General features: G+C 67.3%; 13 protein-coding genes and 2 pseudogenes. 5 read left to right on the top strand and 10 right to left on the bottom strand.

From position 1 onward, the window contains the following. Positions 1 to 73: 73 nt before the first annotated feature. From H9L16_RS01415 to purM, 4 genes are read right to left on the bottom strand one after another with little or no spacing between them, the layout of a single operon-like run. Positions 74 to 751, bottom strand: a complete 678-nt coding sequence (locus H9L16_RS01415) for a DUF3108 domain-containing protein (RefSeq protein WP_187552845.1) — start codon at positions 749 to 751, stop codon at positions 74 to 76. 53 nt (positions 752 to 804) lie between these two features. Next, positions 805 to 1,449: a phosphoribosylglycinamide formyltransferase gene (gene purN, locus H9L16_RS01410; RefSeq protein ID WP_187552844.1), complete on the bottom strand. Its 645-nt coding sequence runs from the start codon at positions 1,447 to 1,449 to the stop codon at positions 805 to 807. Then, a complete protein-coding gene (locus H9L16_RS01405) occupies positions 1,446 to 2,066 on the bottom strand; it encodes a DUF2238 domain-containing protein (protein ID WP_187552843.1) in 621 nt (206 codons plus the stop codon). The genes purN and H9L16_RS01405 overlap by 4 nt, the downstream gene beginning before the upstream one ends. 5 nt (positions 2,067 to 2,071) lie before the next feature. Next, entirely contained in the window at positions 2,072 to 3,121 is a 1,050-nt protein-coding gene (purM, locus tag H9L16_RS01400) for a phosphoribosylformylglycinamidine cyclo-ligase (protein ID WP_229796500.1), read from the bottom strand. Between the two features lie 143 nt (positions 3,122 to 3,264). Between purM and H9L16_RS01395 the strand changes: the two genes are divergently transcribed. Genes H9L16_RS01395 through hda form a run of 3 tightly spaced genes read left to right on the top strand, consistent with a single transcriptional unit; the run spans position 3,265 to position 6,270 of the window. Continuing rightward, positions 3,265 to 4,389, top strand: a complete 1,125-nt coding sequence (locus H9L16_RS01395) for a DUF2066 domain-containing protein (protein ID WP_425507209.1) — start codon at positions 3,265 to 3,267, stop codon at positions 4,387 to 4,389. Continuing rightward, the gene (locus H9L16_RS01390) at positions 4,386 to 5,546 is read left to right on the top strand and encodes an AI-2E family transporter (protein WP_187553990.1); all 1,161 of its coding nucleotides are present in this window, start codon (positions 4,386 to 4,388) and stop codon (positions 5,544 to 5,546) included. Before H9L16_RS01395 ends, H9L16_RS01390 begins: the two co-directional genes overlap by 4 nt. 16 nt (positions 5,547 to 5,562) lie before the next feature. Continuing rightward, positions 5,563 to 6,270 carry a DnaA regulatory inactivator Hda gene (gene hda / locus H9L16_RS01385; RefSeq protein WP_187553989.1) on the top strand — a complete coding sequence of 236 codons (708 nt, stop codon included), beginning with the start codon at positions 5,563 to 5,565 and terminating at the stop codon, positions 6,268 to 6,270. A 9-nt stretch (positions 6,271 to 6,279) separates the two neighbouring features. Here hda and murU read toward each other — a convergent pair whose 3' ends face one another. Beyond that, complete coding sequence (murU, locus tag H9L16_RS01380; protein ID WP_187552841.1) at positions 6,280 to 6,978, bottom strand: N-acetylmuramate alpha-1-phosphate uridylyltransferase MurU; 699 nt, start codon at positions 6,976 to 6,978, stop codon at positions 6,280 to 6,282. Continuing rightward, the gene (locus tag H9L16_RS01375; RefSeq protein WP_187552840.1) at positions 6,975 to 7,985 is read right to left on the bottom strand and encodes an aminoglycoside phosphotransferase family protein; all 1,011 of its coding nucleotides are present in this window, start codon (positions 7,983 to 7,985) and stop codon (positions 6,975 to 6,977) included. The genes murU and H9L16_RS01375 overlap by 4 nt, the downstream gene beginning before the upstream one ends. A 42-nt stretch (positions 7,986 to 8,027) precedes the next feature. Between H9L16_RS01375 and H9L16_RS01370 the strand changes: the two genes are divergently transcribed. Continuing rightward, positions 8,028 to 9,446 carry a mannose-1-phosphate guanylyltransferase/mannose-6-phosphate isomerase gene (locus H9L16_RS01370; RefSeq protein ID WP_187552839.1) on the top strand — a complete coding sequence of 473 codons (1,419 nt, stop codon included), beginning with the start codon at positions 8,028 to 8,030 and terminating at the stop codon, positions 9,444 to 9,446. Between the two features lie 82 nt (positions 9,447 to 9,528). On the opposite strand, the pseudogene cysK reads toward H9L16_RS01370, so the two are convergent. Both cysK and cobA read right to left on the bottom strand, forming a co-directional pair. After that, positions 9,529 to 10,490 (bottom strand): annotated as a pseudogene (cysK, locus tag H9L16_RS01365) (cysteine synthase A). 25 nt (positions 10,491 to 10,515) lie between these two features. Beyond that, a pseudogene (gene cobA, locus H9L16_RS01360) lies at positions 10,516 to 11,379 on the bottom strand (uroporphyrinogen-III C-methyltransferase); the annotation flags it as partial. 160 nt (positions 11,380 to 11,539) lie between these two features. Here cobA and H9L16_RS01355 point away from each other — a divergent pair. After that, positions 11,540 to 12,523, top strand: coding sequence for a LysR family transcriptional regulator (locus tag H9L16_RS01355; protein WP_187552837.1), 984 nt, complete (start codon positions 11,540 to 11,542; stop codon positions 12,521 to 12,523). A 71-nt stretch (positions 12,524 to 12,594) separates the two neighbouring features. On the opposite strand, the gene H9L16_RS01350 is transcribed toward H9L16_RS01355, so the two are convergent. After that, positions 12,595 to 13,335, bottom strand: a complete 741-nt coding sequence (locus H9L16_RS01350) for a phosphoadenylyl-sulfate reductase (protein WP_187552836.1) — start codon at positions 13,333 to 13,335, stop codon at positions 12,595 to 12,597. Further along, positions 13,332 to 15,071 carry an assimilatory sulfite reductase (NADPH) hemoprotein subunit gene (gene cysI, locus H9L16_RS01345; protein ID WP_187552835.1) on the bottom strand — a complete coding sequence of 580 codons (1,740 nt, stop codon included), beginning with the start codon at positions 15,069 to 15,071 and terminating at the stop codon, positions 13,332 to 13,334. Before cysI ends, H9L16_RS01350 begins: the two co-directional genes overlap by 4 nt.

Below are 15,071 nucleotides of genomic sequence, written 5' to 3'. Positions count from 1 at the left end.
GATGGCAGGAAAGTGACGCAACAAAAAAAGCCCCGCATTGCGGGGCTTCTTGTTTGCGGCTGATGACGCGAACTCAGCGCACCGACTTCAGCACCAGATCCAGCTCGTCCTTGCCATCCTTCTTCTGCAGGATCCGCGCCGGCACCGGCAGGCCATCGACCACCCACACGATCACCTGCTTGTTCTCGGTGGTGCGGCTGACCTTGGTGGCGCTGCGTGGCTGGCCGGCCACGGTGACCGTTTCCTTGCCCAGGTTCTGGTAGGTCTGCGCACGGACCACGCCGTTGTCGACCAGGCGGTAGTTCAACGGCTTGCCCGCGGTCACGTCGCGGACGATGGCCAGGTTGAGCAGCATTGCGTCCAGATCGCCGCTCTGCAGCTTGACCGGCCCGACCCGGTCCGGCTTCACATCGCCATTCCAGCGCGCTTCGCCGGCGCTCCAGTCGTAGGTCGCGTTCTTCTGCGACTTCTTCATCAGCATCTGGGTTGTGTCGCTGCCGGACAGCGGGCGCCAGTCGCCGCCACGATCCTCGAACACGGTCGCCTGGCGCACCGACGCGACCGGGCTGGTCACGCTGAGCACGTAGTTCCAGCGATCCGCGCCGGCGGAGGACAGGGTCATCTGCGCATCGGCCTGCAGGGTGCCCTTCACATTGGCCTGATACTCGGCCGCGAACGGCTTCACCGCCCATGCCGGTGCGGCGGCGAGCAGCAAGGAAGCGAACATGGTGGCGAGGCGTGGGGTCTTCATATGCGTAACCTTCGATGTCGCGTCGGCTGGCGGGATGCGCGGGCCAGCGACGTTCATTGGGCGGCGAACTTTAGCCGCAGCGGCGTAAATAGCGGCTGACCATCCAGCCAGGCAACGCCATCCTGTTCAGACATGCGGCCGGACGCCGCCAGTTGCAAGGCGGCGACCAGCAGCGGGTGTTCGACCTGCAGGACGCGCGCTGCAAGCGTGTCCGGGGTGTCGCCGGCCAGCACAGACACCACCGCCTGCATGATCACCGCGCCGGCATCCAGTTCCGGCACCACGAAATGCACGCTGGCACCGTGTTCGGCGTCGCCGGCCTGCAGCGCGCGTGCATGGGTGCGCAGGCCGCGGTATTTCGGCAGCAGCGAGGGATGGATATTCAGCAGACGCCCGCGGAACCGCTGCACGAAGGCCTCGCCGAGGATGCGCATGTAGCCCGCGCAGACGATCCAGTCCGGTTGAGATGCCGCCACCGCATCCGCCAATTCGGTGTCGAACGATGCGCGATCCGGGAACGCCCTCGCATCGCGCGACCAGCGTGCATCCTCTGGAACGTGCTGCATCGCAGGGGCGTCGGGTTTGTCGGAGAACACGCCGACGATGTCGGCATCCAGCGTGCCCGCGGCGATCGCCTGCAGGATCGCCAGCAGGTTGCTGCCGCGACCGGAGGCGAGCACGGCGATGCGGGTGGTCATCGTGCTGTCTCTGTGGACCGATTGCGTCCCAGCGGCCAGGCCAGCAGTGCGCCGAGGGTGGCCAGCAGCATGTCGGCATGCGCGTCCCAAGGATCGCCCTGCTGGCCGTTGTAGGCCTCCGCGGCCTCCGGCGAGAGGGCGAGCGCGATGGCCCATTCCAGCCATTCGTAGACCAGGCTGGCGCACATGATCAGCATCACCGCCAGCACGAAGCCCTGCCTCGACGAAAGCCGCGGCCAGCGCTGGCGCAGCCAGTGCCAGATGGGCGGTGCGAAGCAGAAACCGAAGGCGAGGTGGATGAAACGGTCGAAATGATTGCGCTGCCAACCGAAGGCCGCGCCCGGCGACCAACCCGTGGCCGCCTGCAACCAGGCGTCGTAGGGCACGTACGAATACAGCCAACGCGCGCCGATGCAGTGGGCGATGACGAAGCCGCAGACCAGCGCAAAGTGCAGCGGCCGGAGCGGCCAGCGGCGATCGTGCCACCACAACCAGGCCAGGCCGAGCACGGTCAGGCTGCTGTGCAGTGCCTGCTCGAGCGGCCAACGCGGCGCGATCCAGCTGGCCGCGAACACGGCGAGGGTGAGCCCGAAGGCGACCCTTTTCGCGGCGATCATCGCGCTCAGCCGATGCGCAGGCGTTCGCCTTCGCCGGCCGGGACGACCTGGCCGATCCGCCAGTGGGCCAGGGCCAGCCGCTCGAGGTCGGCTTCGATCGCGGCGACATCGCCCGGGGCCGCCATCAGCACGTAGCCGATCCCGCAGTTGAAGGTGCGCCACATTTCCTCGCTGGCGACGTTGCCCTCGCGCTGCAGCCAGTCGAACACCGCCGGCAGCGGCCAACTGGATGTGTCGATCTCCAGCCCGAACTCCTTCGGTACCACCCGGATGATCTTTTCGACCAGCGCGCCGCCGGTGACGTGGGCCATGGCGTGGATATCGTGTTTCGCCAGCAATTCCAGCACCGGCTGCACATAAATGCGGGTCGGCTCCATCAGCGCATCGGCCAGGGTCACGCCTCCGAGGTCGAGATCGAGTGGGTTGCCTGCGCGCTGCAGGATCTTGCGCGCCAGCGAATAGCCGTTGGAATGCGGGCCGCTGGAGGCGATGCCGATCAGGATGTCGCCGCTGCGGACCTTGCTGCTGTCGATCAGCTTCGATTTTTCCACCGCGCCGACAGTGAACCCGGCCAGGTCGTACTCGCCGGGCGGGTACATGTCGGGCATTTCGGCAGTTTCGCCGCCGATCAGCGCGCAGCCGGCGATCTCGCAGCCCTTGGCGATGCCGGCAACCACGTTCACAGTGGTCTCGACGTCGAGCTTGCCGGTGGCGAAGTAGTCGAGGAAAAACAGCGGTTCCGCGCCTTGCACCAGCACGTCGTTCACGCACATCGCCACCAGGTCCTGGCCGATGCTGTCGTGGCGATTCAGCTGCTTGGCCAGGATCAGCTTGGTACCGACGCCGTCGGTGCCGGAGACCAGCACCGGCTCGCGATAGCGGTTCGAGAGGTCGAACAGACCGCCGAACAGGCCGACGCCGCCCAGCACTTCGGGCCGCATCGTGCGCTTCACCAACGGTTTGATGCGTTCGACGACCTCGTTGCCCGCATCGATGTCGACGCCGGCATCGCGATAGGTGAGGCCGGGATTGGCAGGTGGCGTGGGGGTGGTCACGGCAGGCTCACGGGCGCGGGAAACGCCGATTTTAACAGCCGCGTTCACGTGCGCGGTGGCGCGGTCATGGACGCGCCCGCCGCGCTGCGGCACCATTTCGGACGCAAGACATGGATTCCGGGCAAGGATTGGCGATGCGAGCAATGCCGCAAGCAAGCGGACGGTGGGGGTTGGCGAGCCTGATGGCGGCCTGCCTGTGGTTGCTCGCATGCGTGCCGGCGATGGCCCAGCGGACCGAGGGCGACCGCGCGGCTGCCAGCGGTGCCTACGATGCGGAAGTCGCGGTGCGCAACCAGACCGACGGCGAGCGCAACAGCGCGTTCGGTCGTGCGCTGGCACAGGTGCTGGCCAATGCCACCGGCGATCGAGGTGCGGCCCAGCAGCCTGGCGTACGCGATGAACTGTCCAAGGCCAAGGGCTACGTGGCGAGCTACGACTACCGCCAGGACGAAGGATTCTCCTCCAACGGTTCGCCGAGCTTCCAGACCACGCTGGTGGTGCGTTTCAAGCGCGACGACGTGGACGGGCTGATCCAGATGCTCGGCTTGCCGAGCTGGCCCATGCCGCGCCCGAAGCCGGTGCTTTGGCTGGGCATCGACGACGGCAGCGGGCCGCGGCTGGTGGCATTGGCGCAGGTGAACGCTGCGCGCGCGGTGCTCGACCAGGCCAAGCAACGCGGTTACGCGCTGGGCCTGCCGTCGGGCAGCGCTGCCGAACAAGCCGCGGTCGGCGCGATCTGGCGTGGCGACACCGCCGCGATCGCATCGCTCTCCAAGCGCTACAGCCCGCCGATGCAACTGGTCGGCAAACTGCAGCGCGGTGCGGGTGGCTGGGTCGCCGACTGGATCTTCGTCGACAAGGGCAAGGTGCTGTCGAAGTGGCAGACCAAGCATCCGGATGCGCGCCGGGCGATGGCCGGTGGTGCCGATGGCGCGGCGGATGCGCTGTTCAAGCGTTACGCCAAGGCCGGCAGCGGTGGGCCACCGGGACGCTACCGGGTGCGCATCCTCGGGATCGACAGTGCCGATGACTACCTGCGCCTGTCCGGTTACCTGGAAGGGATTTCGATCGTGAAGCGGGTGACCCCGGTGTCGGCGATGCCCGATGTGCTGGAACTCGACCTCGAACTGGCGACCGGCATCGCCAACTTCGCGAAATACGCGGATCGCGGCGAGGTGCTGTCGACGGTCGTTACCGACATCCGTGACCAGGACGACGACGGCGAACCCGCCGCGCCTCAGGTCGCCACCTTCCGCCTGGACGGCTGAGCATGCATCCCGACAACGACCTTGCCACCATCGCCACCTTCTACCGGCGGGTGCAGTGGGCCGCGCTCGCCATCGGCGTGTTGTGGCTGGTGTGGCTGCTGGCCCCCATCCTGAGCCCGTTCGTGTTCGCCGCGCTGCTGGGCTGGCTGGGTGACCCGATGGTCGACCGGCTGGAACGCAGGGGCTTCAAGCGCAACAACGCGGTGATCCTGGTGTTCAGCGCGATGACGCTCGTGCTGGTGATTGCGCTGATCGTGCTGGTGCCCTTGCTGGAGCAGCAGATCGTCACCCTGGTGACGTCGCTGCCGAATTACCGTGACTGGATGGTCGGCACGGCCCTGCCGTGGGTCGAGCAGCGCACCGGGCTGCAGATCCTGTCGTGGCTGGATCCGGGGCGCTTGTTCGAGCTGATTCGCGACCACTGGGAAAGCGCGGGCGGCATTGCCGCGACCGTGCTCGGCTATGTGTCGCGCTCGGGCTTCGCGCTGCTCGGCTGGATCGCCAACATCGTGCTGCTGCCGGTGCTGACGTTCTTCTTCCTGCGCGACTGGGACCTGCTGGTCGAACGCGTCGGCTTGCTGGTGCCGCGTGACCACTACGACACGGTGGCGCGGTTGACCCGCCAATCCGACGCCGTGCTTGGCGGTTTCCTGCGCGGGCAGATGCTGGTGATGCTGATCCTCGGCGTGCTGTACGCGGTGGGCCTGTCGATGGTGGGGCTGAACCTCGGCATCCTGATCGGCCTGATCGCCGGCCTGCTGACCTTCGTGCCGTATCTGGGGCCGGCCTCGATCGTGGTGTTCGGCGGTACCGCCGCGCTGGTCCAATTCGGCGACTGGCAGCACCTGGCCGGTGTGGCGGTGGTCTTCACCATCGGCCAGATCATCGAGAGCTACTGGCTCACGCCCAAGCTGGTCGGCGACCGCATTGGCCTGCACCCGATGGCGGTGATCTTCGCGGTGATGGCCGGCGGCAGTCTGTTCGGCTTCCTCGGCATGCTGCTGGCCTTGCCGGTGGCGGCCGTGGTCAATGTGCTGCTGCGCTATGCGCAGGAGCGTTATCGGCAAAGCAGGTTGTATGCGGGCGATGCACCGGCGATCGTGATCGCCACGCCGGGCGATGTCGTCGCGCGTGATGGCGAACCGCCCGCGGCCTGAGATGCCGGTGGACGAGATGCTGGTGGACGACAGGCTCGGCCCGCAGTTGCCATTGGCGCTGCGTGCGCCTGCCGACCAGCGCCTGGAACGCTACCTGCGCGCGCCGTCGGGCCTGCTCGAACAATTGCAGGCGCTCGCCAGTGGCGACATGGTCGATGCGCTGTACCTGCAGGGCACCGGCGCGGCCGGCAAGACCCATTTGCTGCTGGGCGGTTGCGCGCTCGCCACCGCGCTGGGCAAGCAGGCGGCGTATCTCTCGCTGGCAAACGTGCGCGGACGCCTGCGCGAGGCGGCAGAAGGCCTGGATGGCGACCTGATCGCGTTGGACGACATCGACGCGATCGCCGGTCATCGCGACGACGAGGTCGCCCTTTTCGACCTGCACAACCGCCTGCGTGATGCCGGCCGCAGCGTGCTCTATGCGGCATCGATGGCACCGGATGCCTTGCCGCTGTTACTCCCGGACCTGCGCTCCCGACTCGCGCAATGCACGCGCTGGACGTTGCCGGTGCTGGACGATGATGCGCGTGCGGAGTTGCTGCGCCAGCGTGCGGCGGCGCGTGGCCTGGATTTCGACGATGCCGCGCTGGACTGGATGCTGCGCCGTTGCAGCCGAGACCTCGGCACCCTCACCGCGCTGTTCGAGCGGCTTGATCGTGCGTCGTTAGCCGCACAGCGGCGGCTGACCGTGCCGTTCCTGCGGCAGGTGCTCGGCGCGGACTAATCTGCAAGCCTATGCGCGCAGTTCATCGTCCAACATGCGCAGACGCTCGGGCGTGCCCACGTCGGTCCAGCGGCCGCGGTGGTGTTCCCCGGTGATGCCGTCTTCGCCCATGTGCGCCCGGAGGATCGGCGCCAACGGGAACTTCGGTTTGCCATTGGCGATGGCCGGCTCGGGAATGACGTATCTCCAGCCTTCGAACAACCGGCGGCGATACACGCCTACGCCGGAATAGGTCAGCCGGTGTGCGCCATCGGCACGCACGAAGCCGGCATCGTCCAGCGCGAAATCGCCGTGCGTCGCCTGCGGTGGGCGATCAACCATCACCAGGTGGGCAAGGCCCTGCGGGTCGCGAGGCAACTGGGAGAAGTCGTGGTCGGTCCAGACGTCGCCGTTGACCAGCAGGAAGGGAGCGTCGCCCAGCAACGGCAACGCGTTCCACATCCCGCCCCCCGTTTCCAGCGGCGTGTCGCCTTCGTGCGAGTAGGCGATGCGCAAGCCCCAGCGCGCACCGTCACCCAGCACTTGCGGGAATTGCGTCGCCAGCCACGAGGTATTGATGACGACGTCCTCGATGCCGCAGGCCGCGAGCTTCTCCAAGTGCCACTCGATCAGCCGCTTGCCACCAACTTGGAGCAGTGGCTTGGGCGTGGTGTCGGTGAGCGGGCGCATGCGTTCGCCAAGCCCGGCGGCAAAGATGAGCGCCTTCATGCCCGCAACCTCTCGATCGCCGGCTTGATGGTGCGTTCGAGCAGCTCGCCAAGCGGCGCGAGTTCCGGATACTTCGGCACGATGGCGTCCACGTAGGCGATGAAGCGCGGGGAATCCGCGATGTAGCGCGACTTGCCGTCGCGATGGTGCAGCCGCGCGAAGATGCCGAGGATCTTCAGGTGGCGCTGCACGCCCAGCCAGTCGGCGTCTCGCAGGAACGTGTCGATGTCGGGCACCGGCAGGCCGGCGTCGGCGGCGCGCGCGTGGTAGCGCCGCAACCAGCCGGCCACGCGCTCCTCGGGCCAGCTGAGGAACGCGTCGCGCAACAGACTCACCGGATCGTAGGCAATCGGGCCGGCCACCATGTCCTGGAAGTCGAGCACCGCGGGTCCGTCGGTCACGGGCATCAGGTTGCGCGGCATGTAATCGCGATGGGTGGGCACCCGCGCCTGCGCCAGTGCGTTGTCCACCAGCCTGCGTTGTACAAGCTGCAACCGTTCGGCATCTCCGCAATCAAGCTCGAGTCCGAGGTGGCGACGCAGGTACCACTCGTCGAATAGGCCGGCATCACGTTGCAGCAGGGTTTCGCCGAACACGATGGTGTCCTCGGGCAGCGCGATCGACTGCAGTTTCAGCAATTGCGCGATCGCGCCGTCGATATGCGCGTCGGCATTCGCATCGTCGATGACTTGCGCCATGCTCGGGCCGCCGAGGTCTTCCAGCAGCAGGAAACCGGCATCGACATCGCGCGCCAAGACATGCGGCACGCGCACGCCGCCGGCCTCCAGCAGGTCGCGCGCGCGCAGCCACGGCCGCACGTTTTCCTTGTCCGGCGGCGAGTCCATCACGATCCGCGACGGCGCCGCGCCTTGCGTGCGCCAGTAGCTGCGGAAGCCCGCATCGGTGGAGGCGCGTTCGAGTTGCACCGTGGCGTCGCCCAGCGCGGTACGCGTCCAGGCGAGGCGCTGCACGGCGCGTGGATCGGGTGACGTTGCCGGTTCGCTCATGCGTGAAGGGTAAACTGCGGCATCGATTCCAGCGAGACGCGCATGGCGCTGACCTTGAAGGCAAAGCTGCAACCCGTGTTGCTGTCCGGCGGCTCCGGCACGCGCCTCTGGCCGCTCTCGCGCGAGGCCTACCCGAAGCAGTTCCTGCCGCTGGCCGGCGAAGACACCATGCTCCAGGCCACCTGGCTGCGGGTGGCGGCGCTGGCCGATGCCGCACCGATCGTGGTCGCCGGCGAAGACCACCGTTTCCTGGTCGCCGAGCAGTTGCGCCAGATCGACGCGCCGGTGCCTGCGATCCTGCTGGAGCCGATCGGCCGCAACACCGCGCCGGCGATCGCGGCTGCCACGTTGCAGGCGCTGGCCGCTGGCGACGATCCGCTGCTGCTGGTGCTGCCGTCCGACCACGTGGTGCGCGATGCCGCCGCGTTCCGCGACGCGGTCCGCGTAGCCATGCCGGCCGCCGAAGCCGGCGCGCTGGTCACCTTCGGCATCGTGCCGGGCGCGCCCGAGACCGGCTTCGGCTACATCGAAGCTCGGCCAGGCGATGGCGTGCGCAAGGTGCTGCGCTTCGTCGAGAAGCCGGACGCGGCGACCGCGCAGTCGTACCTTGATGCCGGCGGCTATTTCTGGAACAGCGGCATGTTCCTGTTGCGCGCCTCACGCTATGTCGAGGAGTTGCAGCGCTTCCGCCCGGACATCGTGACCGCTGTCCGCGCCGCGTTCGTGGATGCCGCGCGTGATGGCGATTTCATCCGGCTCGACAAGGACGCGTTCGCGAGTTGTCCGTCGGATTCCATCGACTACGCGGTGATGGAGAAGACCGACGCGGCGATGGTGCTGCCGGTCGACATCGGCTGGAACGATGTCGGTTCGTGGTCGGCGTTGTGGGACGTGAGCGAACAGGACGGCGATGGCAATGCGCACCACGGCGACGTGATCGCGATCGACAGCCGCAACAGCTATGCCTATGCGACGCGGATGGTGGCGCTGGTCGGTGTGGATGACCTGGTGGTGGTGGAAACCGACGATGCCGTGCTGGTCGCGCACAAGGACAAGGTGCAGCAGGTCAAGGATGTGGTGGCGATGCTGAAATCGCAGCAGCGCACGCAGGCGGCACTGCATCGCGAAGTGCACCGGCCATGGGGCAGCTACGACTCGGTGGACGCGGGCGTGCGCTTCCAGGTCAAGCGCATCAAGGTCAAGCCAGGTGCGCGCCTGTCGCTGCAGTCGCACACGCAACGCGCCGAGCACTGGATCGTCGTGAGCGGCGTGGCACGCGTCACCCGCGACAACGATGTGTTCGAGCTGTACGCCAACCAGAGCACCTACATTCCGATCGGGGCGAAGCATCGCCTCGAGAATCCCGGCACGGAGATGCTGGAGCTGATCGAAGTGCAGTCCGGGGACTACCTCGGCGAGGACGATATCGTTCGTTACGAGGATGTTTACGGGCGAGCGTGATCTTCCCGCTCGTCATCCGTGATTTCCCCGCTCGTCATCCCGGCGTTCGCCGGGATGACGAGCAAAGATCTTTCGCCATCAATCAAGGCAGTACCGACGCCAGCCATTCGTCATCGCTGCCCTCGTTGACGTCGGCGAACAACGGCGTCGAGAAGTAGCGCTCGCCGGTGTCCGGCAGCATCGCCAGCAGGACCGAGCCTTCCGGCGCGGTTTCTGCCAGGTTCAATGCGGTAGCCAACGTGCCGCCGGCGGAGATGCCGACGAAGATGCCTTCTTCCGCCGCAAGCCGGCGCGCGGTGGCGATCGCCTCATCGTCGGTGACCTGGTGCAGTTCATCGTGGACCTCGCGATTCAGCACCTCCGGGATGAAGTCCGGGGTCCAGCCCTGGATCTTGTGCGGCTTCCATTCGTCGCCCTTGAGCAGCGACGCGCCCGCGGGTTCGGTGGCGATGATCTTCGTCTCCGGGCGCGCGACTTTCAGCACCTCTCCGACGCCGGTCAGGGTGCCGCCGGTGCCCCAGCCGGTCACGAAATAATCGAGCCGCTTGCCGGCGAAATCGCGGAGGATTTCCGGCGCGGTGGTCTGCCGGTGGTAGGCCGGATTCGCCGGATTTGCGAACTGGCTGGCCAGGAACCAGCCGTTCTGGTCCGCCAGTTCCTTCGCGCGTCGGACCATGCCGCTGCCGCGCTCGGCGGCGGGGTCAGGATCACCTTGGCGCCGTAGGCGCGCATCAGCTTGCGACGCTCGATCGAGAAGGTCTCCACCATCGTCGCCACGAACTTGTAGCCGCGCGCAGCGGCGACCATCGCCAATGCAACGCCGGTGTTGCCCGACGTCGCTTCGATGATCGTGTCGCCGGGCTTCAGCAGGCCCTTCTGCTCGGCGTCGAGGATGACCGCCAGCGCCAGGCGATCCTTGACCGAGCCGCCGGGATTGAAGGATTCGACTTTCACGTAGACCGTCGCGTGCTTGGGCGCAAGGCGCTGCAGCTTGACGATGGGTGTGTTGCCGATGGTGTCGAGGATGCTGTCGTAGAGGGCCATTAGGGATTCCGTTGAGTGTGTGGCGTCAGGCTGCGCGGGCGAATGCGACGTTGGCACAGCCTGCGTCCGCGTTCGTTAAGGGGGCGCAGCCGAACCAGTGGAATTGGGTGGCGAAGGCGGCGACCTCGCCGACCACCAGCAACGCCGGTGCCTGCACGGCGTGCCGTTGCGCGAGTTCCGGGAGTTCGCCAAGGGTGCCGGCGATGACGCGTTGCTCGGGCCGCGAGCCGTTTTCGACCAGCGCGAATGGCGTCGAGGCCGCGCGGCCGTGTGCGACCAGCTTGTCGCGAAGCCGCGCCAGCCCGGACACGCCCATGTAGAACGCCAGCGTCTGATTGGCCTGTGCGAGCGCGGCCCAGTCGTGGTCGGCATCGCCGTCCTGCGCGTGTGCGGTGAGCAGGCGCAGCGATTGCGCATGCTCGCGATGGGTGAGCGGGATACCGGCATAGGCCGCGCAGGCCACCGCGGCGGTGATGCCGGGCACCACTTCGAAAGGAATGCCGTGCGCGCGCAGGACTTCGAGTTCCTCGCCGCCGCGACCGAATACGAATGGATCGCCGCCCTTCAACCGCACCACGCGCTCGCCGGCGCGCGCATGGAAGAGCAGCAGGTCGTGGATGCGCGCCTGGGTGGCGTGATGGTCGCCGCCGACCCGCTTGCCGACTTCGATCAATTCGGCACCGGGCCGTGCCAACGCGAGGACCTCGTCGCTGACCAGGCGGTCGTGCAGGACCACATCGGCCTCGGCGAGTGCGCGTGCCGCATGCAGGGTGAGCAGGCCCGGATCGCCGGGGCCCGCACCGACCAGGCGCACCATGCCGACCGGCGGCGGATCGGTGACCGGTGCGGGATAGCCGATGGCCGGGCGGGATGGGGGCGTAGAGCGGGAAATCGACATGGCCACACGCTAGGCGTCGTCGAAGCTTCGGTGAAATGGCCGCAGGGTTTTCGCTTATGCTCCAGAGGCATAACGCAGCACTGGAAATGCTTCCGGCGGTGGCTATACTGCATCTCTACATCCTGATAAAGCGATATATCGGCCCGCGACCATGACCCTGACCCAGCTCCGCTACCTCGTCGCGATTGCCGATTCCGGGTTCAACATCACCCAGGCCGCCGAGCGCGTGCATGCGACCCAGCCGGGCCTGTCCAAGCAGCTCAAGCAGCTGGAGGACGAACTCGGCTTCCAGCTGTTCCTGCGCAAGGGCCGCAGCCTGGAAGGCGTGGCCCCGGCCGGGATCAAGGTCATCGAGCATGCGCGGCGGATCCTGGCCGAGGCCGCCAACATCCGCAGCTACGCCGCCAACGAGCGCGGCGAGCATCGTGGCCGCCTGCTGCTGGCCACCACCCATACCCAGGCGCGTTACGTGCTGCCGCCGGTGATCGCGGAACTCAAGCGTCGCTATCCGCAGGTGAGCGTGGACCTGTTCGCGTCCGGCGATGCCGAAGTGCTCGACAAGCTCGACGAGGCCGACTTCGCACTGATCAGCAGCGCCGGTGGGCAGCCGTCGAGCAGCGGCGTCGCCATCCCGTTGTATCGCTGGCGACGTGTACTGCTGGTGCCGGCGTCGCATCCGCTGGCGGCGTTGCCCGGTCCGCCGAGCCTGGCCGAGCTGTCCCGGCATCCCCTGATCAGCTACGAATCCTCCAAGTTGCCGGAGTCGTCGTTGCACCGGGCCTTCGCTGCGGTCGGCGTGGAACCGCAGATCGCGATGACTGCGCGCGACGCCAACCTGATCAAGACTTATGTGCGTGCCGGCCTGGGCGCGGGCCTGCTGGCGGAGATGGCGGTGCACACCCGCGAGGACGACGACCTGCGGGTGATCGAAGCGCCGGCCGAGTTGCCGGAATGCATCACCTGGGCGGTGGTACCGCGTGGCCGTGTGCTGCGCGAGTACGCGCTCGCCCTGTTGCAAGGGCTGGCCCCGCAGCTCGACCCGCGCGACCTGCGGCGGATCCTGGAAGGCAATCAGGATGCCGAATGGCCGTTGGCTCCACGCTGGAGCGTGCCGGCGCCTGTCGCGTACGCCTGACAGAACGGCAAAACGGGGATGGAGGTAGTCAAGGCGCTCCTTAACTACCTCAGTCCCGTTTTTGGTTTTGCTTACGCCGCCGAGGCCGTCGGCTCGTCGAAATGCAGGCCGCACTCGCGGCGCAGCCCGAAGAAGCGCGTCTGCGCCAAGTCCATGCCGGGCCTCAGCGGCTGGGTGGTGTGCACGTCGCCAACCGATACATACCCCTTGCCTGCGAGCGGATGTTCCGGCAAGTCGTGCTGGAGCATGTAGGAACCGATGTCGATGTCGTTCCAGTCGGCGATCGGGTGCAGCTTCCAGCGGCCGTCGCGCAGCTCCAGGAACTCGATGCCTTCGCGACTGCGCGCCTGCTCGCGACGCAGGCCGGCGAACCAGCTGCGCACGCCGAGTTCATTCAATGCTCGCTTCATCGGTTCGACCTTGCGCAGGCGGTTGTATTCGCGCAGTCCTTCGCTGCCGCCTTCCCACAGCTTGCCGAAGCGCGCTTCCATCCAGGCGATGCCGATCTCCGGCCGATACACCTTGAGATTCAGATCCAATTGGTCGACCAGCTGGTCGGCGTAGCGATACGTTTCTGGGAACAGGTAGCCGGTATCGACCAGGATCACCGGGATGTCCGGCTTCGCCCGGGTGAGCAAATGCAGCGACACCGCCGATTGCGTGCCGAAGCTGGTCGACAGCGCGTGCGGCGCGGCCAGGCTGTCCATCGCCCAGGCCACGCGCTCCTGCGCGGACAGACGCGCCAGCCAGCGGTTGAGTGCGGACAGCGCGTGCGGCGACTCGGCGGCGCTGATGGGATCGGGCGGGCTCATGCGGCGACCTCGATGGGAATGCTGCGGTATTGCGATGTGGAAGTGGGAGCGACGATCGCGCCGCTGCGCAGCAGCCAGTCGCCGAAACGTTCGTCATGCGTGCGCTCGCTGGCATAGGCCGCGAACAGCGGATCCAGCGCGGCGAGGATCTGCGGCTCGTCGATGTTTTCGCGATACAGGGTGTTGAGCCGCTCGCCGCGATGGTCGGCGCCGAGCATCAGGTTGTAGCGGCCGGGCGCCTTGCCGACCAGGGCGATTTCGCCGAGATAAGGTCGCGAGCAACCGTTCGGGCAACCGCTCAGGCGCAAGTGGATCGGCGCGTCGGCGATGCCATGGCGGGCGAGCAGTGCATCGACCTCGCTGACGAAGGCGGGCAGGTAGCGTTCCGCTTCGGCCATTGCCAGGCCGCAGGTCGGCAGGGCCACGCAGGCCAGCGCGTTGAGGCGCAGCGGCGAGGCACTGCGCCAGCCGTCCAGCGCATGCGACTGCATCAAGTTGTCGACGCGTGCGCGCAAGGCCACCGGGATATTGGCGATCACCAGGTTCTGGTTGGAGGTCAGCCGGAACTCCGCGTTCCCGCCTTCCGCCTGCAACAGCCGCGCGATTTCGCGCAGGCCGGTCAGATGCAGGACTGCGGGGCCGCGGCCGTCGAGCGCACCATCGACGATGCGTCCGGACGGAATCCGCAGGGTGACATGCTGCAGGTTGGCGCCTGCTTCGACCCAGCCGAAGCGGTCGCCGTTGTGGTCGAAACGGAACGCGCGCGCCGGCCCCAGGGGAAAGCCGGCGCGCCGTTCCACTTCGTCCTTGAACCAGGCAAGGCCGCGATCATCGATCGTGTACTTCAGGCGCGCGCGCTTGCGCACCGCGCGGTTGCCGAAGTCGCGTTGCGCGGTGACCACGGACTCGGCGATCGCGATGACCTGGTCGGGCATGGCGAAGCCGATCACTTCGCCAAGCCGCGGATAGGTTTCGGGGTCGCCGTGGGTCGCGCCCATGCCGCCGCCGATGCTGACGTTGTAGCCGAGCAGCGCACCGGCCTCGTCGAGGATCGCGATGAAGCCCAGGTCCTGGGCGAACACGTCGACGTCGTTCAACGGCGGGATCGCGAAACCGATCTTGAACTTGCGCGGCAGGTAGGTCTCGCCGTAGATCGGCTCGACTTCCTCGCCGCTGCCGCCGACGCGTTCCTCGTCCAGCCACAGTTCGTAATACGCGCGGGTGTTCGGCAGCAGGTGCTTCGACGTCGCCACCGCCTGCGCGAGCACCTGCGCTTGCACCTCGGGATGCAGCGGGTTGGCGGCCACCGCGACATTGCGGTTGACGTCGCCACAGGCAGCGAGAGTGTCGATCAACGCGGCATTGATCGCCTGCATCGTCGCCTTCAGCTCGCGCTTGATCACGCCATGGAACTGGAAGGCCTGGCGGGTGGTGATGCGCAGGCCACGCTCGGCATATTCGGTCGCGATGGCGTCGAGTTGCAGCCACTGCGTCGGGTTGATCACGCCACCCGGCGTGCGGGTGCGGATCATGAAGCTGAAGGCAGGCTCCAGCTTGGCGAGACGGCGCGGTTCGCGCACGTCGCGGTCGTCCTGCTGGTAGCTGCCGTGGTACTTGATCAGGGTCTGGTCGTCCTCGCGCAGGGCGCCGGTGACGGCGTCCGCCAGCGACGCCAGCAAGGTGCCGCGCAGGCGACCGCTGCCGCGCTTGATGTCCTCGACCGAATGCGCGCTCAT

Source organism: Thermomonas carbonis, from assembly GCF_014396975.1.
GTDB lineage: Bacteria > Pseudomonadota > Gammaproteobacteria > Xanthomonadales > Xanthomonadaceae > Thermomonas > Thermomonas carbonis.
Note: the sequence above shows the minus strand (reverse complement) of the source record. Positions and strands in the feature narration are given on the sequence as shown.